Consider the following 22,317-nt stretch of genomic DNA (forward strand, 5'->3'; position numbering starts at 1 on the left):
TACGGTGGCTGTAGCTCAGTTGGTAGAGTCCAGGATTGTGATTCCTGTTGTCGTGGGTTCGAGCCCCATCAGCCACCCCAAAATTTCGTTTTAACGTGCTAAGAGCTTGATTTCCTAGGGAATCAAGCTCTTTTGCTTTTGGCGACTGCTCAGTTGTCACACAGCCTGTAACACAAACCTGTGGAGCAGCCCCTGTGAAAGCAATTGACAAATACCTTCCCCATACCCAAGCGCCCAAGAGGGAATCGAAGCTGCCAGCACCGAAACCCAGCGACCCGACGGATGACTTGTTCTGATGTCAAACGGAGCTTGCTGAGCATAAAGTTTTGATTACTTGGTGGATTTGGATATACTGTTGTTTTATACAGCAATAGCCAGGACCTCAATGTCTACAGCACGTCAATGGACAGTGAGCGCCGCACCACCTCTTGGTGCTGTGTCGTCGCCGCCGTTTGAAGTCGGACAACTTCCTGGCAATGTTGCGCAGGCCATTTGGCGCGGTACAGACATTGGTCAGGCTAATCAAACCGTCGTTGCAACCGGATTCGACAGCCTTGATGCGCAGTTGCCTGGCGGTGGCTGGCCATGTAATTCGCTAACCGAACTGCTGCAGCCGCAACCGTCTCTTTGCGAGTGGCGCCTGCTCTCGCCCGCATTGGCGCGACTCGTAGCTTCCGGCGGTCAAATTTTGCTGGTAGGCCCACCCAAACGCCCGCATGCACCTGGACTGGTGAAGTTGGGTATTTCAGAAAAGAACCTGGTCTGGATTGCTGCCGACACCCCGGCCGAACGCTTGTGGTGCACCGAGCAGCTTGTGAAGGCCAATCCACGTGGTGGTGCCATTCTGGCCTGGCTGCCCCAAGTGCGCGCTGAGCAACTTCGCCGGTTGCAGGTGCATGCCCAATCCTGTGACTGCCCGGTTTTTCTTTTTCGACCAGCGGCGGCACAGCTTGATGCGTCACCGGCGCCGTTACGTGTGCTGACGACTCTCGGCCATGACTGGGCGCTTCACGTCCACATTCTGAAACGCAAAGGTGCTTTGTTGGACGGCACCATCGTGCTGTCTTCCATACCGGGAACGCTGGCAAGCGTGCTCACACCGCGGTTGATGCACCCGAGCCAGTTAATTGCAAAGACGGAGGCCTCCCATGTCCATGTATTGGGCAGCGCTGTTACTCGACAACGCCGGCGACAGCTCGCTGCGCATTGACCCCTGCGGCGTTGCTGTTTGGGCCCTTCAGTTCACCCCTCGTGTGGCACAGAAGGACCAAACGGTATTGCTGGAGGTCGAGCAGAGCCTGCGCCTGTTTGGCGGTGAAGACCACATGCATCAGCTCGTGGAGGAAGGTGCCTCGGAACTCGGGGTCTCACGGCTAGCCTGGGCCCCAACCAGCCTGGCTGCACTGGCCTGCGCACGCGTAGGCATCCGCGACGGTTTTGCCGGACCGCTTGCAAAGGTGCTGGACCCCTTGCCGTTTGAGTGCATCGATGCCGTCAATGTCCATGGCGCCACTTTGGCCCGATTGGGATGCAGAACACTGGCCGATGTACGCAAGTTGCCCCGAGGCGGTATCAGTCGGCGCTTCGATAGCCAATTGCTTTTGGCGCTGGACCAAGCCTACGGATTGCGCTCCGAGGGGTACCCCTGGGTGACATTGCCTGAGACGTTTTCTGCGAAGTTAGAGCTGCCTGGTCGCGTCGACACGGCACCCGGCCTGATGTTCGGTGCCCGTCGCCTGCTGGTGCAGCTGGGTGGATGGCTTGCGGCACGCCATTGTGGTGTTACCGCTTTCACTCTGCACTGGTGCCATGACACGATGCGCACCCGGGACGCTGGCGACGGCGGCGAAATCACCGTTCGCACCGCGCAGTCAACCCAGAGCGTGGAGCACCTGTGCCGCCTCTTGACCGAAAACCTGGCGAAGGTGCAATTGTTGGCACCCGCCAGTGACCTCGTCCTGAGCGCCACTGAGGTCACTTCCATCATTGAAGAGAGCCGCTCCCTGTTGCCCGATGCCCGAGCCACTGGGGAAGCGGTTGAACTGGTGCTGGAGCGCATCGAGGCGCGCCTCGGCAAGAAACGCGTGCTGCGGCCCGTGCTGACTGAAGACACCCGCATGGAATGGATGAACCGTTGGCAACCGATGGACGCCAAAAGGCCGACCACGAAAGTACGCCAGGTGCCGGGACCGCAGCCGACCTGGATTCTCAAAACACCGCTGAGGTTGGACGTCATGGACGAGCGACCCTTGTATCAGGGGCCGCTGCAATTGCTGTTGGGCCCGGAGCGCGTCGAGGGCGGCTGGTGGCATCGCGTCAAGGACACCGAGGGCAGTGGCCAACGCAGCCTGAATGTCGCGCGCGACTACTGGGTGGCGCTGAGCCAGCATGCGGGGACTCTTTGGATATTCCAGCAGCGCCTGCCAAAAGACGAAATTGCGTCCTGGTATTTGCATGGGCTTTTTGCGTGAGTCAGCACAATGTCCGTACTGCCCCATTACGCCGAGCTTCGGTGCCTCTCCAACTTTTCCTTCCTCAAGGGTGCCAGTAAGCCTGAGGAGCTTGTTCAGCGCGCTAACGCTCTGGGCTACTCGGCGCTGGCCGTGACAGATGAATGCAGCATGGCCGGCATCGTGCGCGCGCATGTCGAGGCCAAGGCAGTTGGACTCAACCTGCTGATTGGCTCACAGTTTCAAGTCGAGTGTGACAAGCCCTTCAATCTGGTCATCCTGGCCTGCAACCTGAACGGCTACGGCAATCTGTGCGAGTTCATCACTCGCTTGAGGCGAACATCCGAGAAAAAGGGCACGTACCGCTTGCGGCAAGACGAGCTGCAGGGGAAGGAGTTGGCCGATTGCCTGGTGGTCGTGTCACCCGACCGCGGCAGTACCCCTGAACAACTCCTGGCCATTGGCCAATGGACCCTGCAGCACTTCATCGGCCGATGCTGGCTTGGTGTTGAACAGCTGCGCACGCTGGATGATGAAATCTGGCTGTACAAGCTCAGGCAAGTCAGCAACGCAACTGCCATTTCGCTCGTGGCGGTCGGCGATGTGCACATGCACGTTCGTTCGCGCAAGCCGCTGCAGGATGTCATGACGGCCATACGAATTTGCAAGCCTCTCACGGAATGCGGCCTGGACTTGCAACAAAACGCGGAGCGGCACCTGCGCACCCGTTTGCGGCTGGCGCAGGCGTTCCCGCAAGACCTGCTGACAGAGACACTCAAGGTGGCTGACCGGTGTCATTTCTCTCTGGATGAGTTGAAATACCAGTACCCGCAGGAGGTTGTGCCGGCCGGTCAGACCCCTGCGTCGTATCTGCGCCGGGTGACCTATGAAGGCGCTGGCCGTCGTTGGCCCGGTGGCATGACCGCCAAAGTACAGTATCAGATTGAGCACGAACTGACGCTGATTTGTGAGCTGCATTACGAGCAATATTTTTTGACTGTCTACGACATCGTCGCCTTCGCGCGGTCTCGCCACATTCTTTGTCAGGGGCGAGGGTCCGCCGCCAACAGCGCTGTCTGCTATTGCCTGGGGGTGACGGAAGTGGACCCGGCCCGCATGAGTGTGTTGTTTGAGCGGTTTATCAGCAAAGAGCGCAATGAGCCGCCCGATATCGACATCGACTTTGAGCACGAGCGCCGGGAAGAAGTCATTCAGTACCTGTACCAGAAATATGGACGAGACCGAGCTGCCTTGACTGGCGTGGTGATTTCGTATCGACCCAAGTCAGCAATCCGGGACGTCGGAAAGGCACTGGGCTTTGACTTGGAGCTACTGGAAAAGCTGGGCAAATCCCATCGTCATTGGGATGGACGAGAGATACACGCTGACCGGCTAAACGAGTTGGGACTTTCGCTTGATGACCTGGACGTCCGGCAGCTGATGTCACTCACCCGGCAATTGATGGGGTTCCCGCGGCATCTTTCACAGCACCCTGGCGGTTTTGTGCTCACCAAGGGGCCACTTTCCAGAATGGTTCCCATAGAAGCTGCGTCCATGGAAGACCGAACGGTCATCGAATGGGATAAGGATGACCTGGATGCGATGGGCCTGCTCAAGGTGGATGTGCTGGCTTTGGGCATGCTCACGGCGATTCGCAAGTCACTTGAACTCGTCAGCATGCGCCGCGGCTTTCAGTTCCAGATGCAAGACATTCCGGTGGAAGACCCGGACACCTACGACATGATTTGCAAAGCCGACACGGTGGGGGTGTTTCAAATCGAATCACGGGCGCAGATGAGCATGCTGCCCCGGTTGCAGCCGCGGTGCTTTTACGACCTGGTGATTGAGGTCGCGCTAGTCCGACCAGGCCCGATTCAGGGCGGCATGGTGAGCCCGTATCTGAACCGAAGGCAAGGTAAGGAAACAGTGTCGTACCCCAGTGCAGCCCTGGAGGAAGCGCTGGGCAGAACCCTTGGGGTACCGGTCTTTCAGGAACAGGTCATGCAAGTCAGTATCCTGGCCGCCGGCTTCACCCCAGGCGAAGCGGATGGTTTGCGCCGGGCGATGGCGGCCTGGAAGCGTAAAGGCGGGCTCGAAAAATACTATGACCGCATCGTGGATGGGATGACGGCGCGCGGTTACAAAAAGGAGTTCGCGCTCCAGATTTTTGAACAAATTAAGGGCTTTTCAGAATACGGCTTTCCCGAGTCGCATGCCGCATCGTTTGCCTTGCTGGTGTACGCCAGCTGCTGGCTCAAACACGCCGAGCCCGCGGCGTTCCTGGCCGCGATGCTGAACTCGCAGCCCTTGGGCTTTTATTCCCCCAATCAACTGGTGCAAGATGCAAGGCGGCATGGGGTGGACGTGCGGGCTGTGGACGTGATGTTCAGTGATGTTGACACCACCCTCGAAGACTTGCCACACGAGCCGGCGGTGCGCCTGGGCTTGCGGCTGATTTCCGGGCTCAAGAGCGCATCCGCACAGCGCATCGTTGCCGCTCGCGCGCAGCATCCCTTTGAAAGTGCCGAGGACTTGTCACGGCGCGCGAACCTGGAGCAGCATGAAATGAAAATTTTGGCCGGAGCTGATGCTCTGGCAAGTCTGTCCGGCCATCGAAGACAGCAGGTCTGGGATGCTGCAGCACTGCATGCGCCACCCGAGTTGCTGCGTGATGCCCCTGTGGAAGAAAATATTCTTGAACTGCCCGAGGCTCCCGAAGGGGAAGAAATCGTCTTTGACTACGCCGCGTTGGGCCTCTCGCTTAGGCGGCATCCGCTTGCGCTGCTCAGAGGTCGATTGACTGCCATGCGGTTCAAGTCATCGCGCGAATTGCATGACTTTTCGAATGGAAGACTGGTGCGGGCCTGCGGCATCGTGACGCTTCGGCAGCAGCCTGAAACGGCCAAAGGGGTGATTTTCGTATCGCTTGAGGACGAAGATGGCGCCGTGCAAGTCATCGTCTGGAAAGGGGTGCGGGAACAGCAGCGCAAAGAATTGATGAATGCAAAACTGCTGGGCGTTTACGGGACTTGGCAGCGCGAAGGCGAAGTGCGCAATCTGATTGCCAAGCACTTCATTGATTTAACGCACTTGCTGGGGCGGCTCACTGCACCGAGTCGGGACTTTCATTGAAATTTCTTGGCTTCGATCACCTTTAACACTTGCTGTCAGTCACCAGTACAAACCGAATGCCTAGTTTGCGGCTTGGATTCAACCGCTCAATGGTGGCCGACGCTCACCAGTGACAGTTTCACGACACGCCAATTGAGAGAGTCAGGGGACCAGTCTGTCGCCGCACATGACGTTAAACAACGTGCCCAATACTCAATCCGGGCCTTGAAAGTAGTTGGGGCGATGGCGGCGATTCAGAAGCGGAAAGTAACTTCCAGACTCAACGTGAACAAACGTTATCGGCGACGACTGGTGGCCTTTTGCCCAGCCGACTCCGCAGAGGCGAGTTCCTTGGCCGTTAGCACGAAGGCCCCTTCACCTGACAGGCGCGCCACCACCAGATCGATAAACGCCCGCACACGCGCAGGCTGCGATGCCCGGCTTCAAGCCGGCACCTGTGACAACGCAGTCTGCAGCATGTCAATGAAGACCCGTGTCTTGACCGGCATCAGCTTGCGCTCCGGGAACACCGCCCAGGCGGTATGGCTGGGCAGGCACCAGTTCGGCAACACCCGTCGCAACGCGCCGCGGCGCACGTCAGGTGCGGCAAAGTAATCTGGCACGGCCGCAATCCCGGCACCGGCGCACGCCAATCTGATCAGTAACTCGGGCGCATTGGCGCTGGCCCTGCCGGGCGGTATGCCCTGCCAACGCTGCTCACCTTGTTCCAGTGTCCAGGCCGCCGCCTCACCATTGGCTTGCAGCATCCTGATGGCCGCATGCCGGACCAGATCATCGGGGTCAGCGGGCTCCCCGTGCTCGGCCAGATAGCTGGGGGCAGCGTACAAGCCGAAAGAAAATACGGCCAGGCGCCGTGCTGCCAGCGAGGCATCGTCCGGCAGTTTCCCAATGCGCAGGACCACATCAAAGCCTTCGCCCAGCAGGTCAACCCGACGCGGTGACAAATCAAGCTCCAGCTGGATAGACGGATACAACGCAATGAACGCGGCCAAGGTGTCGGCCAACAGCAGGTTGGCAAAGTCACTGGGCATGGAAACACGCAAGCGTCCGCTTGGTGTGGCCTGGCGACGCTCGCTCAGCGCCGCCACTGCCGCTACCTCAGACACCACCTGACGCGCATGCTCAAGCAGTTGCAGGCCGAACTCGGTCAATGACTGGCGCCGGGTGGTGCGCAAGAGCAAGCGCTCGCCCAAGCGGTGTTCCAGTGCGGCCAGCCGGCGCGACACGGTGGATTTAGGCAACCCCATGCGCTCGGCAGCGCGGCTGAAGCTGCCAAACTCGGCCACGCTGGCAAAGATAAGCAGGTCGTTGGGGTCGATCGCTGCGTTCGATTGTTCCATCATGGGATCAATCATATCCATCCAAGGGGATTCTCAAAGTGATTGATGACAAATAAACTACATCCACCGTAAAACACAGTGTTTGTCTCATTTTTTAAAGGAAACCCATCATGTCAAACTCAATGCAAAACCCCCTCAATCTGGCTGCCCGCTTGCTCATGGTCGCTTTGTTCCTGCCCGCCGGCATCGGCAAGCTCACCGGCTTTGCCGGCACCGTGGGCTACATCTCGTCGGTAGGCTTGCCGCTGCCCACCATGGCGGCCGCCATGGCCCTGATCGTTGAAATCGTCGGTAGCCTGGCACTGTTGGCCGGTTTTGGGACCCGCATCGCTGCTTTGGTTCTGGCTGCGTTCACGCTGGTCGCCAGCTTCTTTTTCCACGCCTACTGGGCCGTCCCGGCTGACCAGGCATTCGTGACGCAACTGCTGTTTTTCAAGAACATCGCTGTGGTCGGTGGCTTGCTGGCGATTGCTGCCAACGGCGCTGGCGCATGGAGTCTTGATTCACGTCGCGCTTGAACCTACCCTCGAATAACTGATGAACCCTGCAGGGTGTTGCCAAGCACCCTGCTTCAAGAAGGAACTGCAAATGAACACCACCATCAACAAGCACAATGTTCAAGTATCACGCACTGTGGAGCGGCTGGTTGCCGGCCAGGCAACTTCCGACGGCGCTGGTGTCAAACTGACCCGCGTGCTGACACAGAACCTGCAGCATCGGCTCGACCCTTTCCTGATGCTCGATGCCTTTGGCAGCGACCAGCCTGACGACTACATCGCCGGCTTTCCCGACCACCCGCACCGCGGTTTCGAGACCGTGACCTACATGATTGCCGGGCGCATGTTGCACCGTGACAGTGCCGGCCACGAGGGTCTGCTGGAAAACGGCGGCGTGCAGTGGATGACAGCCGGCAAAGGTGTGATCCATTCCGAGATTCCGCAGCAGGAAGAAGGCGTGATGGAGGGCTTTCAGCTCTGGTTGAATCTGCCCCAACGCGACAAGATGAACACCCCTTGGTACCGCGACTTCAAGAACGCTGACCTGCCAAAATTTGTGACTGAAGAAGGCGTGGCCGTGACGGTGATTGCGGGTGAAAGTCACGGCATCAGTGGTGCCGTGACACGCGACACCACGCAGCCGAACTACCTCGACTTGCACCTGCCCGCTGGCGCACGGTTCGCGCAGCAACTGCCCGCTGGCCACAACGCCTTTATCTATGTCTACCGCGGTGAGGTCAACGTTGCTGGCAAGGCCGTACCGGTGCAGCGCATGGCCATCCTGGTTAATGACGTCCAGGCCGATGGTGTTGTGATCGAGGCCAGCGTTGACGCCAGGGTGCTGCTCATTTCAGGCCAGCCTTTGGGAGAGCCTATTGTTCAGTATGGCCCATTTGTGATGAACTCGCAGGACGAGATTTACCAGGCACTGAGCGACTTCCGCGACGGACGGCTGGGGGAAATCGCCTAATGGCCACCATGCCTGGAACACTGAGGTTGATCAAGCGCTCGTTTCTAGCGACTTGGCCTCAATGGTTTGGGCGGTCCAGCTAGTCTTTCCCTGCAAATAGCGTAAATAACGGGTTCCTTTTCGTTTCTGACCACGAATTGGAATATCTGGTCTCGCAGGTTGAATGACTCTGGCTTGTCTGGTCGAGAACACGGATGACTGTTGGCCGACAAGCCAATCATTGAATTTGAGTTTCTCGAAAGCTCAAGTTGGCCTGATCCCAGTCGCTATCGTCATCAATGGGTTCAGTCACGCGGCACAATTCCCACATGACGCACCTTCGCAACAACCCCCTGAATCTGCCATCCGGTGCTGACGCGCGTGCTCGCACGGTTGCGATGTGGGTTGAGGCGCTGCGGCGCAAGGCTGATGCAGCCACCTTAAAAAACCTGCCCATCCTGGCCGATGCAGATGCAAGTCGGGTGATGACCATGCTGCGATTGGACAAACCACCTGCTGCTGATCCACTACCTTTCGTTGAAGTGTCTGGCAACAGTGTCATCGGCCACTTCCGCCCCCGCATCACCCTTCAAACCCTGGACCGTGGCCATGGACTGCTGGGCCTTAAGCCCCAAGGCAAGCTCGGCCCCCGCGGGGACAGCGTGACCCTGGCCCAGTTCGACTGGACCTATCAGACAGAGGCGGGAGATCGCTGGCAAACGTCCGCCCCCACCTCCATCCTGAACAATCGTCAGCCTTTTATTCAGGAACTGTTCCACACCGGTGGCCCCGTGGTGCGGATGCAGCGCGACCTGGCCGCCGAAGCCGCTGCCATGGAGCTTGTGTGGGGTATGAGCTTTGTACCTTTGGCAGAAAGCTCCTTCCAATGGCGCAGTCGTGACCGCAGCCCGGTGCTGGGCTCGGTGTGGACACTGGCGCAAGAAGAGTTTTTTGGCGACTTTTGGGCAGACCAGGTGCCTCATCTGCAAGCCCAAGGCTGGTTGGTTACCGTACTACCGGGCTTTGCCCACGAGAGTGTCACGGTGCAACGCTGGCGGCTGGTGGTGAGCCCGGACACCGGTGAGGTGCTGGGCAAGGAGCTTGACAGTCCGCTGGTCAAACCCGCGCGCGGCGTCGAAAAGCTGCAACTCCCTGAACGTGAAGGGGCCTGGTTGCTGAGCCTGGGCATCGAGATTGATGGCCAAACACTCGACTTGGCACCCATGCTGGCCGACCTGCTGCGCCGCGACGTCCGCTGGCTCAACGCGGCGCAAATCGCCGCCATTGACGATCTGGCCATCGTGTCCTTGCGCGCGCCGGGTGGCAAGCGCATCGATGCGCCGGTCGCCCCACTGAAGGCCATCATCGGCGCGATGCTGGACCTGCTGACCGACCCGCTTCGCCATCAAAATCAGGGTTTGCTGCGCCTGGGCGCATGGGAAGCGCGTCGACTCGACGCCTTGCGTGCCAGCCTGCTGGATACCCACCGCGTGGGTTCGCACAACGCCTGGCAACTGGAGGGCGATCTGGGCCTGGCCAGCTTGGCAAAACGCTTGAAGGTCTTGGGCGCGCCGCAAGCGGTGGCTGCGCCCGAAGGCCTGCAAGTGCAACTGCGCCCCTACCAGCTGGAGGGACTGGCCTGGCTGCAATACCTGCGCGCACGCAGCCTGGGCGGCATACTGGCCGACGACATGGGCCTGGGCAAAACTGCGCAGGCGCTGGCCCATGTGCTCCTTGAGAAACAAGCTGGTCGCTTGAATCTGCCGGTGCTGGTGGTGCTGCCCACATCCCTTATCTTCAACTGGCAGGCAGAAGCAAAACGCATGGCCCCCAGCCTGCGCCTGTTGACCTTACAAGGGCCGCAGCGTGAAGCGCTGTTTGTGCAGATGCCCACCCACGATTTGGTGCTGACCACGTACCCTCTGCTGTGGCGCGACATGGATGCGCTGGCCGCGCAGCACTTTCACTTGGTGATCCTGGACGAAGCGCAGATGGTGAAGAACGCTGGCAGCCGCAGCGCCCGCGCCCTGCGGCGCCTGCAGACCCGGCACAGCTTGTGCCTGACCGGTACGCCGATGGAAAACCATCTGGGCGAGCTGTGGGCACAGTTTGACTGGCTGATGCCCGGTTTTCTGGGCGATTCCCGCCACTTTGCCGCCCACTGGCGCAAGCCGATCGAGGAGAACGGCGAAACCCTGCGCGCTGCGCTGCTGGCCCAACGCGTGCGCCCCTTTATCCTGCGCCGACGCAAACAGGACGTGGCCAGCGAACTGCCACCGCGCACCGAGGTCATCAAACGCGTGCAGTTGCAAGGTCGGCAGCGCGAGCTGTACGAGAGTGTGCGCGTAGCGGCTGATGTTCAGGTGCGCCGCGTGCTGCAACGCCAAAGCTTTAACGGCGCACAGATCAGCATCCTGGACGCGCTGCTCAAGCTGCGCCAGGTCTGCTGCGACCCGCACTTGGTCAAGGGCAGCAAGCCTGGCCCCACAATGGAGCGCGCCAAGCTGGAGCTGCTGACCGACATGCTGCCGGCGCTGGTGGAACAAGGCCGCCGCGTGCTGGTGTTCTCGCAGTTCACCGAGCTGCTGGAACTGATTGCAGAACAACTGCTGACACTGAAGTTGCCGTTTCTCAGCCTGACCGGCAAGACCCTGACCAAGGAGCGCGGCAGCTTGGTGCAGCGGTTTCAGGCGCAAGAAGTACCTGTACTTTTGCTCAGCCTGAAAGCTGGCGGCATAGGCCTGAACCTGACCGCCGCCGACACGGTGATTCACATGGACCCGTGGTGGAACCCAGCCGTGGAAGAGCAGGCGACCGCGCGCGCCCACCGCATCGGTCAGGACCGGCCTGTGTTCGTCTACAAGCTTGTGGTGGAAGGCAGTATCGAGGAGCGCATGCTGGAATTGCAGGCGCGAAAACTGGCGCTGGCCAACAGCGTGCTAGGGCACGATGCGGTGGGCGCACTGAAGTTTGGCGAAGCCGATCTGGATGCTTTACTGGCACCTCTCGGTGTCTTGACTGAAAAGAAAGCAGGCATCGTTACTACACTTCACGGCATGAAAACTTTCAAATAGGCGTGATCACAAGATGTCTCTACTGATTATTGATGCGATGAACATCATCAGGCGCATCCATGAGGCCGTTCCCGGGCCAGAAAGTGAAGAGAAGGTCACGGACACCATCAAATCAAGCTTGGCCTCATTCAAGCGCGCGCTCAAGACTCACCGTCCGACACACGCCGTTGCGGTTTTTGACCATGGTGGTCGTACGTGGAAGCATGATCTCTATGCGTACTACCAATCCAACCGAAAACCCATGCCGGTACTCTTGCGAGACGGCTTGCTGACCATCAAGCAAGAGTTGCAGCACATCGGTTTGCACTGGATTGCCATTGAGGCCGACGATGCTATTGCCGCTCTGGCTGAGAAATGGTGCATGGCGTGCCCAGATCGGGCCATCATTTTGTCGACCGACAAGGACTTTTTGCAGCTGCCGAGTGACCAGATCTGCATCTATGATCACTTCAAAGGCATTTGGCGCAATCCGGCCTATGTTCTGGAGAAATTTGGTGTCAATCCATCTCAGATGGGCGATCTGCTGGCCCTCATGGGTGATGCTGTGGACGGCATTCCTGGTGTGGACAAGGTCGGTAGCAAAACCGCAGCCGGACTGCTTCGCATCAATGGCAATCTGGACCGGGTGATATCAAACGCCGACAAGGTCGCGGGGCAAGTTGGCGCCAATCTGCGCAAAGGGGTTGAGATGGCGCGGCTTTCCAGAAAACTGGTGTCATTCAAGACCGATATGCCGCTTGGGTTGACCTGGAGGATGTTGTCGCAGAATCAGAGAGTGGACTCAAATGACTAGTGGTAGGTTAGTTCACCATGACCAGTTTTCCCATGACGCCTCTTGATCCCATGTGGGCATAGGCGGCCTTGAGTTCGGCCATGGGCAGGGTGCGATCAATGACGGGCTTTATTTTTCCCTGACCGTACCATTGGGACAATTCCATCATCATGGCCGCATTGGCTTGGGGTTCGCGTTTCGCGAAGTCGCCCCAGAATACGCCCACAATAGAGGCGCCCTTGAGTAGCACCAGGTTGAGAGGCATTGTCGGAATGGGGCCAGAGGCAAACCCGACCACCAGATAGCGCCCGCGCCAGGCAATGGAGCGGAAGGCGGGCTCAGTGAAGTCGCCGCCAACCGGGTCATAGATGACATCGGGGCCATGGCCCTCGGTGAGGGTCTTGATGGCTTCGCGCAGGTTCTCGGTCGCGTAGTTGATGGTGGCGTCGGCTCCGATTGACTTGCACAAGGCGCATTTTTCGTCGCTTGAGGCTGCTGCAATCACCCGGGCCCCACAAGCTTTGGCGATTTGTATAGCTGCAGTACCCACGCCGCCCGCCGCGCCCAGTACCAGCACGGTTTCACCTGGTTTGAGTTGCGCCCGGTCCACCAGCGCGTGGTACGACGTGGCGTAAATCATGATGAAGGCGGCGGCATCGACAAAAGGGAAACCTGCTGGCAATGGCATGCACAGTGCCGCTGGTGCCAGGGTGTGCGTGCCAAAGCCGCCCGTGCCTGACAGGCAGGCCACGTGTTGACCTACTTGCAGGTGGCTGACGCCGTCGCCCACGGCCTGAATAACGCCCGCATACTCCGAGCCGGGCACAAAAGGCAAGGCTGGCTTCATCTGGTACTTGTTCTGCACGATCAGCAAATCAGGAAAATTCAGGCTGGCCGCCTTGATTTCAATCAGCACTTCGCCCGCCTTCGGCTGCGGCGTGGGCATTTCTGTCCAAGTCAGGGCGTCAACGCCCACGGGGTTTTCACAAAGCCAGGCATGCATGGGGGGAATCTCCAAATTAGTTGGGCAAATGATAGAGGTTAGTCGCGGTGAAAAATGTCCCACTTGTGACGCTGCAGGCAGGAGCGGATCAGCCACCTACAATCCACACGAACTCTGGTTGAATATGAAAATTCTTATTTGCAATGACGACGGTTATCAGGCGCCAGGCATCGTAGCGCTGTATGAAGCCCTGAAAGACGTGGCCGATGTCGAAGTGATCGCGCCGGAACAAAACAACAGTGCTAAATCGAACGCTTTGACCCTGCATTCCCCGCTGTATGTCACCCGCGCCAGCAATGGGTTTCGCTATGTCAATGGCACGCCGGCTGACTGTGTGCATATTGCCTTGACCGGACTGCTGGGCTATCGGCCTGACCTGGTGGTCTCGGGTATCAACAACGGTGCCAACATGGGCGATGACACGATTTACTCCGGCACCGTGGGCGCGGCCATGGAAGGGTTCCTGTTTGGCATCCCGGCCATTGCATTTTCTCAGGTTGAAAGAAATTGGGGACATCTGGAGTCGGCCGCGCTGAAGGCGCGTGATCTGGTTTTGCAGATGGCGCGTCAAAACCTGATCGGCACCAGTCCTTGGCTGCTCAATGTCAATATTCCCAACTTGCCCTTTGACGAGGTCGGTCATGTGAAGCTGTGTCGGCTCGGGCGGCGTCATGCGGCCGAAGCCGTGATTACCCAAGTCAGTCCGCGTGGTGACACGATGTATTGGATTGGCGCGGCGGGGCCGGTCATGGACGAGGCCGAAGGGACCGACTTTCATGCCACCGCGCAGGGCCACATGTCGATCACACCGTTGAAGGTGGATTTGACGGACCATGATCACTTGGGTTATTGGGCCCAGACGGCGGCCCGGCTGGCGGCGTCTTCGCCACAGACGATTGAGCCGACTGAGTCTTCCGCCCCGCATTCGAGCACCCCTACATGACCACCGCATGAAAGAACGCCCCACATTTCCTGCCCGGCTGGATTTCACGGTCGGAAAACCCAAGGCGAGCCGGCCGGCAACCGGGCATGCTCACAGTGTGCTGAGTCAAGGGGGCCGGCCGCCAGTCGGCGTGTTATCGCAAGGGGTCGGTCTGGATTCCAGCGCCGTGCGCATGAACATGGTGCATAAACTGGCCGGCCAAGGGATTACGGACCCGCTGGTGTTGGCCGCCATGCGGACCATCGAGCGTCACCGGTTTGTAGACAGCGCCTTGGTCAATCAGGCTTACGAAGACACAAGTTTGCCGATTGGCTTGGGGCAAACCATTTCCAAACCCGGTGTGGTGTCTCGCATGGCTGAACTTTTGCGCAACGGCGCGTCTGGCCGGCTGGGGCGCGTGCTTGAGATTGGGACCGGCTGTGGTTATCAGGCCGCTGTGTTGAGTTTGCTGGCGCAAGAGGTCTACAGTATCGAGCGCCTTCGCGGTCTGCATGACAAGGCCCGGGAAAATCTGCGCCATTTACGCTTGGCCAACCTGCATCTTCTGTTTGGTGATGGCATGGCGGGCTATGCCAAGGGCGCGCCCTATGCCGCCATCATTGCGGCCGCTGGTGGCGAGTCAGTGCCCCAGGCCTGGGTCGATCAACTGGCCATGGGAGGGCGACTCGTGGCCCCCGTTTCCGCTGGCGCGACCGCTGCGGGACAGCAAGCGCTTGTGGTGATTGATAAAACCCCTCAGGGCATACGGCAAACTGTTCTTGAGGCAGTTCACTTTGTCCCTTTAAAATCGGGGATCGCATGAAGGGATGTCGTATGTTTGGTTTGAGTGCCCGCTTGGGTTCAGTTTTGGCGGTGGTGTCTGTTGTCTTGGTGCTGGGAGGGTGTGGTTCCAAAACACTCAATCGGGCGCCGGTGGAAGATCGCGGGACTGGTGGCGGTCGATCGGGGTCCGCCGTGGTGGATCCGATCGTCAAGCAGTTGCCTGGTTTTGAGAATGCAGGCAAGCCGGGTTATTACACGGTCAAACCCGGTGACACACTGATCCGGATTGGTCTGGAACACGGACAAGCAGCCAAGGATATCGCTCGCTGGAGCAACTTGGAAAACCCCAATCTCATCGAAGTGGGTCAGGTGGTGCGTGTCGTGCCGCCGACCGCCACAGTGTCGAACGGGGTGGTTGCAAAGCCGGTGGCCTCATCAAGCGTCACGCCGGTGGCCACTGCGCCAGCCTCGGCGGCCAGTGCTGACAAGCGTGCCGTATCGGCCGCCAGTACGGCCAGTGCGACGCCGGCTGCGGCTGCGTCGTCGAATGAAGATGAAATCGGCTGGATCTGGCCAACCACCAACGGCACCGTGCTGGCCGGATTTGATGAAGTCAAGAACAAGGGGCTGGATATTGGCGGCAATGCGGGCGACCCCGTGCTGGCCGCGGCGGACGGTCGGGTTGTGTACGTCGGGGCTGGTTTGCGCGGCTATGGCAACCTGATCATCCTGAAGCACAACAATACTTACCTGACGGCTTATGCCCACAATAAGACCTTGCTGATCAAGGAAGATCAATCGGTGCGCAAGGGCCAGAAGATTGCCGAGATGGGCAACAGCGATGCAGACCGCGTCAAGCTGCATTTTGAAGTTCGCCGTCAAGGCAAACCCGTTGATCCGGCCAAGTACCTGCCAGCCAGGTGACGGGAACATGCCGTGAAAAAACGCCCCGTGAATGGCAATGGCCTGTCAGCCAGACCCCAGACACGTGGCGCGTCGAATTATGAGGTAAATCCACTCCTAGCCCCCGTTGATAGTACGCAGATAGCTATTGATTTAATAGCAGATACTTCATTCTCCGAACTTCCTCTCACGGTCGATGTGACCGGTGAACCAGGTGATGCCCTGACCGTTTATCTGCGCAACGTGCGCCGCACCGAGCTGTTCACGGCGCAAGAAGAGTTCGAGTTTGCAACCAAGGCCCGCGCTGGCGACTTTGCCGCCCGCCAAAGCATGATTGAGCACAATCTGCGGCTGGTAGTGAGCATCGCCAAGGCCTATCTGGGGCGCGGCGTGCCCTTGTCTGACCTGATTGAGGAAGGCAACCTGGGTTTGATGCATGCCATTGACAAGTTCGAGCCCGAGCGCGGGTTTCGGTTCTCGACCTATGCCACCTGGTGGATTCGTCAATCGGTAGACCGTGCCTTGATGTACCAGGGACGGGCGGTGCGGCTACCCGTGAACGTGGTCCGTGAGCTGCAGCAGGTGTTGCGCGCACGCCGGGCGCTGGAAAATGATGCAACGCTGGTGACCAATCGCCCTGAGGGCATTCGTGTCGACGATATCGCCGCCTTGTTGGGGCGTGATGCCGCTGACATTGCCGATTTACTGGCCCTGGCAGAAGCGCCCAGATCGCTGGACGCCTCGCTGGATCGCTCCGGTGATGATCAGACCTTGGGTGACTCACTGGTGGATGAGATCACCGTGGATCCACTGGGCGTGACGCAGGCCCACGAAGTGGAGCGTTTGCTGGAAGACTGGATTGGCACCTTATCGGAACGCGAAAAAGAGATTCTCGAAGGTCGCTTTGGTTTGCATGACCGCGACCCCGAGACGCTGGATGTGCTCAGCCTGCGCTTGGGGCTGACCCGCGAGCGCGTGCGGCAGGTCCAGAACGAGGCGCTGTGCAAGCTCAAGCGCTATCTGGCGCGGCGCGGTATCACGCAACAAGCGCTGCTTTGACGGGCAACGGATGAGTTCGCCGGTTCTTGTCTTCGATATTGAAACCATTCCCGACATTGCGGGCCTGCGCGCCTTGCGCGGTGAATCTTCTGGTGTGAGTGATGCCGATGTCTACGGCGCCTGGCTAGAAGAGCGCAAGGCCAAAGGACAGAGCGATTTCATGCCCTTGTATCTGCAACGCATCGTGGTCATCAGCCTGGTGTTTCGCAATGCCGAGGGCTTGCGCGTGCATTCGTTTGTGGACAAAGACGATCACAGCGAAGGCAAGGTGATCCAGACTTTCTTCAACACGCTGGAAAAGCATACGCCGCAGCTGGTGAGCTGGAATGGCGGCGGTTTTGACTTACCGGTGCTGCACTACCGCGGGCTGAAACACGGCGTGGTGGCCGATAAATATTGGGACATGGGTGAGGATGATCGTGAGTTCAAGTGGAACAACTACATCAGCCGCTACCACATGCGGCACCTTGACTTGATGGATCTGCTGGCCATGTACCAGCCCAAAAACAATGCGCCAATGGACGCGCTGGCCAAGCTCTGTGGATTTCCGGGCAAGCTGGGCATGGACGGCTCAGCCGTGTATCCGGCGTACCTGGAAGGCAAGCTTGACGACATCCGTCGCTACTGCGAAACCGATGTCATGAACACTTACCTGTTGTACTGTCGTTTCCAGAAAATGCGCGGCGGCCTGCTGGCGAGCGAGTACGAGCAGGAGATCGCCATGGTCAAGGACACACTGGGTCAGCTGGCACCGTTGGAATCGCATTGGGCTGAATATCTGAAGGCGTGGGCCTGAGACAATAGCCCCATGACTGACGAAATTCAAAAAACTGACACTCTTCCGCCTGACTGGCTATTGATCGAGTCGCTGGACCTCGAAGCACAGGGTGTGGCGCACCGGGCCGATGGCAAGGTGGTGTTCATCAAGGGCGCGTTGCCGTTCGAGTTGGTGAGCGCCACGGTGCACCGCAAGAAAAACAATTGGGAGCAGGGCGTGGTGACCGCGATTCACCGCGAGTCCTCGCAACGCGTGCAACCGGGTTGCCCGCATTTTGGTTTGCATGAAGGTGCTTGTGGTGGCTGCAAAATGCAGCATCTGCACATCGGCGCCCAGGTGGCGGTCAAGCAGCGGGTGCTGGAAGACAACTTGTGGCATCTGGGCAAGGTCAAGGCCGACAATATTTTGCGGCCGATCGAAGGCCCGGCTTGGGGTTACCGCTACCGGGCCCGGATTTCGGTCCGTCATGTGCGTAAAAAGGCCGCGGTGCTGGTGGGTTTTCATGAGCGCAAGAGCGGCTATGTGGCCGACATGAAAGAGTGCCACGTGTTGCCGCCGCATGTGAGCGACTTGCTGCTGCCACTGCGGGCACTGATTACGTCGATGGACGCGATTGAGGATTGTCCCCAGATCGAACTGGCGTGTGGTGATTCCGTGACTGCGCTGGTGCTGCGCCATATGCAGCCCTTGAGTGAGGGCGATCTGGCCCTGCTGCGTGACTTTGCGCAACGGCATGCCGGGGTGCAATGGTGGTTGCAGCCCAAAGGCCCGGAGACGGTGCATCTGCTGGACGAAGGCGGGGATGAGTTGAGTTACGACTTGCCGGAGTTCGGCATCCACATGCCGTTCAAGCCGACCGACTTCACGCAGGTCAACCCGCACATCAACCGGGTGCTGGTGTCACGGTCCTTGCGCCTGTTGGGCGCCACAAAAAATGAACGGGTGATCGACTGGTTTTGTGGCCTGGGCAATTTCACGCTGCCGATTGCAACGCAGGCGCGGGAGGTTTTGGGTGTCGAGGGCAGCGAGGCATTGGTGGCGCGGTCGCGCGAAAATTACAAGATAAACGTGGCTCTAGCCCCCGTCCATAGTGCGCTAGCAGCTACTAATTTTGTAGCAAGAAACCTCTTTGAAATGACACCGGCGGTGTTGATTCAAGACGGCGTGGCTGACAAATGGTTGATTGACCCACCGCGTGAGGGCGCGGTTGCCTTGGTGCAGGCGCTGGCTGACTTGCACCAGCAAAAGCTGGACCCTCTCAATCACCCGCTAACGCCGGGTGCCGAGGCCTGGACGCCGCCCAAACGAATTGTCTATGTGAGTTGCAATCCATCTACGCTGGCGCGCGATGCCGAATTGCTGGTGCATCAGGCTGGTTATCGCTGTTCTTTAGCCGGGGTGGTGAACATGTTCCCGCACACAGCCCATGTGGAGAGCATGGCGGTGTTCGACCTGGAGGCCTGACCGGGAAGCGGCCGCTTGAGGAAGTAACTTCTCAGTGCGCGGCTGCTTTTGCGGCCTGCTTGGTGGTCGATTTAGCGCTCGCCCGGGTGTCGGCTTTGGACGGCTTTTCTTCGGTGACTACTTCTTCAGCTGGCTCGGTCTTGCCCACCGACGCACGAACGCCCTCAATCTTGTTCTCACGCATGTATTGATCCATGTCTTTCCAGCCGCTAAAGATGTCCGCTTTGGAGGCGTCCTCATTGAGGCTGTAACAGTCTTCAATGCTGCGCAACCCGTGCCGGCAGGCACTGCCAATGGCTTTGGCATCGGCTTCGCGCTTGGCAATTCTCGGGTCAGGCTCCATGCCGGGGATTTCGCAACCTGCCAGTAGCAGGGCGATCGCCGTGATGATCAGGCGTTGAGTCATGGGATGGAGCAGAGGCATAACTTCTTTATCGGCATATTGCGCGCTGCATTGAGCACGGCCATGTTTTTACCAACAAAAAAGACCCCGAAGGGTCTTTTTCCAGTGAGCGAATGGCGTTCAATCGCGCTCACCGCCCGCAATGCCCAGCAGGGCCAACAGGGCCTGGAATACATTGATGATGTCCAGATACAGCGCCAGCGTGGCGCTGATGTAGTTGGTTTCGCCACCGTCCACGATGCGTTTCAGGTCATACAGCATGTAGGCACTGAAAATACCAATCACCGCGACCGAAATGGCCATCATGGCTGCCGTCGATCCGACGAACACATTGATGATGCCGCCAACCATGACCGCCATGGCGCCCACAAACAGCCACTTGCCCATGCCGGAGAGGTCGCGCTTGATCACGCTGGACAGACTGGCCATCACAAAAAACACGCCCGCCGTGCCGCCAAAGGCGGTCATGATCAGTTCCGGGCCATTTTTGAAGCCCAGCACCATGGCAATCATGCGTGACAGCATCAAGCCCATGAAGAAAGTGAAGCCCAGCAGCACGGGCACACCCGCCGCTGAATTCTTGGTTTTTTCAATGGCGTACATGAAGCCGAACGCCCCACCCAAAAACACAACCAGGCCCAAGCCCCCCCCCAGAGAGCGGGTGATACCGGTGGCCACACCCAGCCAGGCACCCAGCACGGTAGGCACCAGGCTTAACGCCAGCAGCCAATAAGTATTGCGCAGCACTTTATTGCGCTGTTCGGCCGATGCCACGTAGCCGTAGCCGATCGATTGAACGTTGTCATTCATAGTCAAACTCCTTCAGTGTCTGCATCATGCAGTTACAGATTATTTTAGGGCGAATCGGGATGGTGGCGAAAATCTATCATGACCGACGCCTATATTTTGTAAGGATACCTTCACCCACAATGCGGTCAAAGCCGGGCCAAGTTGCCGTTATCCTCAATACTTCTTCAAATCAAGTGATTTCACCCATGCAAACCAAATTTACCCTCGAATTGACAGACGTCAAAGCCATTGTGGCCGCCGCCGAAGCGGAAGCCCTGAAAAACAACTGGGCCGTGACCATTGCGGTTGTGGATGACGGTGGCCATTTGCTGTGCTTGCAGCGCCTGGACGGCGCCGCCGCCATCTCTGCCCACATTGCACCCGCCAAGGCCCATACGGCCGCGCTGGGTCGCCGTGAAACCAAGCTGTACGAAGATGTCGTCAACGGCGGCCGCACCTCGTTTTTGAGCGCGCCTGATATCAAAGGCCTGCTTGAAGGCGGTGTCCCAATCATGAAAGACGGCCAATGTCTGGGCGCCGTGGGTGTCAGCGGCGTGAAGTCCAATGAAGATGCCCAGATCGCCAAGGCGGGCATTGCGGCAATCGGCCTTTAAAACTGACCTTGCATTCAGGCAAACGCTATTTGGTCAAAATAAGTTTGCCTAATTTGGTCATTTGCAGGCGGTAGATCGCGCCGTTGTGTTCTATCGCAACTGATTTTTTCCCTTGGAATAGTTCCGTACTTTGCACCGTTCCGGACGAATCATCCGAAGATGGGTGGAGTACGGCCCCCGTGGCGACGGAGCCTTGCTTCTGGATATGCGTGGTGGCCTGCATCATCAAGTCCCGATTTCAGCGTTTAGGTTCGGTAATAAAACCGATTTTTTTGACGCCGGCTTGTTGTGCGGCCGCCATGGCTTGCGCCACCCGCTCATAACGCACATCCTTGTCGCCGCGGATGTGTAAATCGGGCTGTGGAGTTTTGGCCGCCTCGGCCTGCAGCAGCGCGGGCAGGGCGTCGTCTTCCACGCGTGTCTCGTTCCAGTAATAGTTGCCCTGCGCATTCACGCTCAGCAAAATGGTTTGCGGCTTGACCACCTGCGCCTGGTTGGTCGCACGCGGCAAATCCACGTTGACGGCATGTTTCATGACCGGCACGGTGATGATGAAAATGATCAATAACACCAGCATCACGTCCACCAGGGGCGTCATGTTGATCTCGTTCATCACTTCATCGGGTTCGTCTTGGGTTCCAAAAGCCATGATGTACCTCTTAAGCCTTTTTCATGGCCACGACTTTGCCGTCACCAGTGCCAACCCGGGCCCCGGTCAAAAAGTAAGCATGTAAATCGTGGGCGAAGCGGTTGAGTTTGATCAGTATGGACTTGTTGCCCCGCACCAGCGCGTTGTAGCCCAACACAGCCGGAATGGCTACCGCCAGTCCCAGTGCCGTCATGATGAGCGACTCACCAATCGGGCCGGCGACCTTGTCAATGGTGGCTTGTCCGGCGGCGCCAATGCCTAACAGCGCGTGGTAAATGCCCCAGACCGTGCCAAACAGGCCGACAAACGGGGCCGTTGAGCCGACCGAGGCCAGCACAGCCAGACCTGATTGCAGGCGGGCGGTACTGTCATCGATAGCGTTGCGCAAACAGCGTGTGATCCAGTCGCTGGCATCCAGCGTGTCGTGCAGCTGGACCTTGGTGTTGCGGTGGTGGGCTGTGGCTTCACGCCCGGCCAGTGCCAACTGGCGAAACGGGTTGCTGTCGTCACCGCCCAGGCGGGCCAGCCCGGCGGCCAAGTCTTCGCTGTGCCAGAAGTTCTCAGCGCTGGCGGCCAGTTTCTTGTATTTCAGGATGTCCAGTGCCTTGATGATGATGACCATCCACGAGGCCAGCGACATGGTGAGCAAGATCAGGGCGACGGTTTTAGTGACCCAGTCACCTTGGGTCCAGACGTTGACCAGGCCGAGTTGTGATTCCATAAATTCTCCAGAGAA

Annotated in this window: 21 protein-coding genes and 1 tRNA gene; 15 read left to right on the forward strand and 7 right to left on the reverse strand. The window is 58.7% G+C overall.

Annotated elements, in window-relative coordinates; translation table 11 throughout:
* Positions 1 to 4 precede the first annotated feature (4 nt).
* From HHJ17_RS03885 to HHJ17_RS03900, 4 genes are all read left to right on the forward strand, one after another.
* Positions 5 to 80, forward strand: a tRNA-His gene (locus tag HHJ17_RS03885).
* Between the two features lie 305 nt (positions 81 to 385).
* Positions 386 to 1,210, forward strand: coding sequence for a translesion DNA synthesis-associated protein ImuA (gene imuA / locus HHJ17_RS03890; protein ID WP_296498607.1), 825 nt, complete (start codon positions 386 to 388; stop codon positions 1,208 to 1,210).
* Positions 1,149 to 2,471, forward strand: coding sequence for a DNA polymerase Y family protein (locus HHJ17_RS03895; RefSeq protein WP_296498609.1), 1,323 nt, complete (start codon positions 1,149 to 1,151; stop codon positions 2,469 to 2,471). Before imuA ends, HHJ17_RS03895 begins: the two co-directional genes overlap by 62 nt.
* Positions 2,472 to 2,480: 9 nt before the next feature.
* Positions 2,481 to 5,582, forward strand: a complete 3,102-nt coding sequence (locus HHJ17_RS03900) for an error-prone DNA polymerase (RefSeq protein WP_296505034.1) — start codon at positions 2,481 to 2,483, stop codon at positions 5,580 to 5,582.
* 422 nt (positions 5,583 to 6,004) lie between these two features.
* Here the strand turns inward: HHJ17_RS03900 and HHJ17_RS03905 are convergent, their stop codons facing one another.
* A complete protein-coding gene (locus tag HHJ17_RS03905) occupies positions 6,005 to 6,943 on the reverse strand; it encodes a LysR family transcriptional regulator (RefSeq protein WP_296498202.1) in 939 nt (312 codons plus the stop codon).
* 89 nt (positions 6,944 to 7,032) lie between these two features.
* On the opposite strand from HHJ17_RS03905, the gene HHJ17_RS03910 reads away from it, so the two are divergent.
* The 4 genes from HHJ17_RS03910 to HHJ17_RS03925 all read left to right on the forward strand — a co-directional run bounded on the left by HHJ17_RS03910 (position 7,033) and on the right by HHJ17_RS03925 (position 12,235).
* Positions 7,033 to 7,440 (forward strand): DoxX family protein, encoded by a 408-nt coding sequence (locus HHJ17_RS03910; RefSeq protein WP_296498203.1) that lies wholly within the window; start codon positions 7,033 to 7,035, stop codon positions 7,438 to 7,440.
* Between the two features lie 70 nt (positions 7,441 to 7,510).
* Entirely contained in the window at positions 7,511 to 8,389 is an 879-nt protein-coding gene (locus HHJ17_RS03915; RefSeq protein WP_296498205.1) for a pirin family protein, read from the forward strand.
* Positions 8,390 to 8,697: 308 nt separating this feature from the next.
* Positions 8,698 to 11,442 carry a DEAD/DEAH box helicase gene (locus HHJ17_RS03920; RefSeq protein WP_296498207.1) on the forward strand — a complete coding sequence of 915 codons (2,745 nt, stop codon included), beginning with the start codon at positions 8,698 to 8,700 and terminating at the stop codon, positions 11,440 to 11,442.
* Positions 11,443 to 11,455: 13 nt separating this feature from the next.
* Positions 11,456 to 12,235 carry a 5'-3' exonuclease H3TH domain-containing protein gene (locus HHJ17_RS03925; RefSeq protein WP_296498210.1) on the forward strand — a complete coding sequence of 260 codons (780 nt, stop codon included), beginning with the start codon at positions 11,456 to 11,458 and terminating at the stop codon, positions 12,233 to 12,235.
* Between the two features lie 7 nt (positions 12,236 to 12,242).
* On the opposite strand, the gene HHJ17_RS03930 is transcribed toward HHJ17_RS03925, so the two are convergent.
* On the reverse strand, positions 12,243 to 13,217 hold the full coding sequence (locus HHJ17_RS03930) for an NADPH:quinone oxidoreductase family protein (RefSeq protein ID WP_296498211.1): 975 nt from the start codon (positions 13,215 to 13,217) through the stop codon (positions 12,243 to 12,245).
* Between the two features lie 124 nt (positions 13,218 to 13,341).
* Between HHJ17_RS03930 and surE the strand changes: the two genes are divergently transcribed.
* From surE to rlmD, 6 genes are all read left to right on the forward strand, one after another.
* A complete protein-coding gene (gene surE, locus HHJ17_RS03935; protein WP_296498213.1) occupies positions 13,342 to 14,160 on the forward strand; it encodes a 5'/3'-nucleotidase SurE in 819 nt (272 codons plus the stop codon).
* A gap of 7 nt (positions 14,161 to 14,167) precedes the next feature.
* Positions 14,168 to 14,962, forward strand: a complete 795-nt coding sequence (locus HHJ17_RS03940; protein ID WP_296498215.1) for a protein-L-isoaspartate(D-aspartate) O-methyltransferase — start codon at positions 14,168 to 14,170, stop codon at positions 14,960 to 14,962.
* 11 nt (positions 14,963 to 14,973) lie between these two features.
* Positions 14,974 to 15,846, forward strand: coding sequence for a peptidoglycan DD-metalloendopeptidase family protein (locus HHJ17_RS03945; protein ID WP_296498217.1), 873 nt, complete (start codon positions 14,974 to 14,976; stop codon positions 15,844 to 15,846).
* 177 nt (positions 15,847 to 16,023) lie between these two features.
* Entirely contained in the window at positions 16,024 to 16,884 is an 861-nt protein-coding gene (locus HHJ17_RS03950) for a sigma-70 family RNA polymerase sigma factor (RefSeq protein WP_296498220.1), read from the forward strand.
* A gap of 10 nt (positions 16,885 to 16,894) precedes the next feature.
* Entirely contained in the window at positions 16,895 to 17,680 is a 786-nt protein-coding gene (locus HHJ17_RS03955) for a 3'-5' exonuclease (protein ID WP_296498223.1), read from the forward strand.
* Positions 17,681 to 17,692: 12 nt separating this feature from the next.
* Positions 17,693 to 19,126: a 23S rRNA (uracil(1939)-C(5))-methyltransferase RlmD gene (gene rlmD / locus HHJ17_RS03960; protein ID WP_296498227.1), complete on the forward strand. Its 1,434-nt coding sequence runs from the start codon at positions 17,693 to 17,695 to the stop codon at positions 19,124 to 19,126.
* 31 nt (positions 19,127 to 19,157) lie between these two features.
* Here rlmD and HHJ17_RS03965 read toward each other — a convergent pair whose 3' ends face one another.
* Positions 19,158 to 19,532 (reverse strand): hypothetical protein, encoded by a 375-nt coding sequence (locus tag HHJ17_RS03965; RefSeq protein WP_296498229.1) that lies wholly within the window; start codon positions 19,530 to 19,532, stop codon positions 19,158 to 19,160.
* A 117-nt stretch (positions 19,533 to 19,649) separates the two neighbouring features.
* Positions 19,650 to 20,339 (reverse strand): Bax inhibitor-1/YccA family protein, encoded by a 690-nt coding sequence (locus tag HHJ17_RS03970; RefSeq protein ID WP_296498232.1) that lies wholly within the window; start codon positions 20,337 to 20,339, stop codon positions 19,650 to 19,652.
* 185 nt (positions 20,340 to 20,524) lie between these two features.
* Between HHJ17_RS03970 and HHJ17_RS03975 the strand changes: the two genes are divergently transcribed.
* Positions 20,525 to 20,932 carry a heme-binding protein gene (locus HHJ17_RS03975; RefSeq protein ID WP_296498235.1) on the forward strand — a complete coding sequence of 136 codons (408 nt, stop codon included), beginning with the start codon at positions 20,525 to 20,527 and terminating at the stop codon, positions 20,930 to 20,932.
* A 25-nt stretch (positions 20,933 to 20,957) separates the two neighbouring features.
* On the opposite strand, the gene HHJ17_RS03980 is transcribed toward HHJ17_RS03975, so the two are convergent.
* From HHJ17_RS03980 to HHJ17_RS03990, 3 genes are read right to left on the reverse strand one after another with little or no spacing between them, the layout of a single operon-like run.
* Entirely contained in the window at positions 20,958 to 21,158 is a 201-nt protein-coding gene (locus tag HHJ17_RS03980) for a hemin uptake protein HemP (RefSeq protein ID WP_296498236.1), read from the reverse strand.
* Positions 21,159 to 21,170: 12 nt separating this feature from the next.
* Positions 21,171 to 21,581 carry a biopolymer transporter ExbD gene (locus HHJ17_RS03985; protein WP_296498239.1) on the reverse strand — a complete coding sequence of 137 codons (411 nt, stop codon included), beginning with the start codon at positions 21,579 to 21,581 and terminating at the stop codon, positions 21,171 to 21,173.
* Positions 21,582 to 21,591: 10 nt separating this feature from the next.
* Positions 21,592 to 22,302: a MotA/TolQ/ExbB proton channel family protein gene (locus tag HHJ17_RS03990; RefSeq protein ID WP_296498241.1), complete on the reverse strand. Its 711-nt coding sequence runs from the start codon at positions 22,300 to 22,302 to the stop codon at positions 21,592 to 21,594.
* Between the last annotated feature and the right edge of the window lie 15 nt (positions 22,303 to 22,317).

It is taken from the genome of Rhodoferax sp., assembly GCF_012927445.1.
Classification (GTDB): domain Bacteria; phylum Pseudomonadota; class Gammaproteobacteria; order Burkholderiales; family Burkholderiaceae_C; genus Rhodoferax.

Bases quoted from the DNA above. Each gene is read 5' to 3' on its own strand.
- HHJ17_RS03910 (WP_296498203.1), top strand. From the start codon at position 7,033: ATGTCAAACTCAATGCAAAACCCCCTCAATCTGGCTGCCCGCTTGCTC.
- HHJ17_RS03905 (WP_296498202.1), bottom strand. From the start codon at position 6,943: ATGGATATGATTGATCCCATGATGGAACAATCGAACGCAGCGATCGAC.
- HHJ17_RS03920 (WP_296498207.1), top strand. From the start codon at position 8,698: ATGACGCACCTTCGCAACAACCCCCTGAATCTGCCATCCGGTGCTGAC.
- HHJ17_RS03965 (WP_296498229.1), bottom strand. From the start codon at position 19,532: ATGACTCAACGCCTGATCATCACGGCGATCGCCCTGCTACTGGCAGGT.
- HHJ17_RS03990 (WP_296498241.1), bottom strand. From the start codon at position 22,302: ATGGAATCACAACTCGGCCTGGTCAACGTCTGGACCCAAGGTGACTGG.
- surE (WP_296498213.1), top strand. From the start codon at position 13,342: ATGAAAATTCTTATTTGCAATGACGACGGTTATCAGGCGCCAGGCATC.
- HHJ17_RS03915 (WP_296498205.1), top strand. From the start codon at position 7,511: ATGAACACCACCATCAACAAGCACAATGTTCAAGTATCACGCACTGTG.
- HHJ17_RS03900 (WP_296505034.1), top strand. From the start codon at position 2,481: ATGTCCGTACTGCCCCATTACGCCGAGCTTCGGTGCCTCTCCAACTTT.
- HHJ17_RS03945 (WP_296498217.1), top strand. From the start codon at position 14,974: ATGTTTGGTTTGAGTGCCCGCTTGGGTTCAGTTTTGGCGGTGGTGTCT.
- HHJ17_RS03925 (WP_296498210.1), top strand. From the start codon at position 11,456: ATGTCTCTACTGATTATTGATGCGATGAACATCATCAGGCGCATCCAT.
- HHJ17_RS03985 (WP_296498239.1), bottom strand. From the start codon at position 21,581: ATGGCTTTTGGAACCCAAGACGAACCCGATGAAGTGATGAACGAGATC.
- HHJ17_RS03970 (WP_296498232.1), bottom strand. From the start codon at position 20,339: ATGAATGACAACGTTCAATCGATCGGCTACGGCTACGTGGCATCGGCC.
- HHJ17_RS03895 (WP_296498609.1), top strand. From the start codon at position 1,149: ATGTCCATGTATTGGGCAGCGCTGTTACTCGACAACGCCGGCGACAGC.
- HHJ17_RS03975 (WP_296498235.1), top strand. From the start codon at position 20,525: ATGCAAACCAAATTTACCCTCGAATTGACAGACGTCAAAGCCATTGTG.
- rlmD (WP_296498227.1), top strand. From the start codon at position 17,693: ATGACTGACGAAATTCAAAAAACTGACACTCTTCCGCCTGACTGGCTA.
- HHJ17_RS03980 (WP_296498236.1), bottom strand. From the start codon at position 21,158: ATGATGCAGGCCACCACGCATATCCAGAAGCAAGGCTCCGTCGCCACG.
- HHJ17_RS03955 (WP_296498223.1), top strand. From the start codon at position 16,895: ATGAGTTCGCCGGTTCTTGTCTTCGATATTGAAACCATTCCCGACATT.
- imuA (WP_296498607.1), top strand. From the start codon at position 386: ATGTCTACAGCACGTCAATGGACAGTGAGCGCCGCACCACCTCTTGGT.
- HHJ17_RS03940 (WP_296498215.1), top strand. From the start codon at position 14,168: ATGAAAGAACGCCCCACATTTCCTGCCCGGCTGGATTTCACGGTCGGA.
- HHJ17_RS03930 (WP_296498211.1), bottom strand. From the start codon at position 13,217: ATGCATGCCTGGCTTTGTGAAAACCCCGTGGGCGTTGACGCCCTGACT.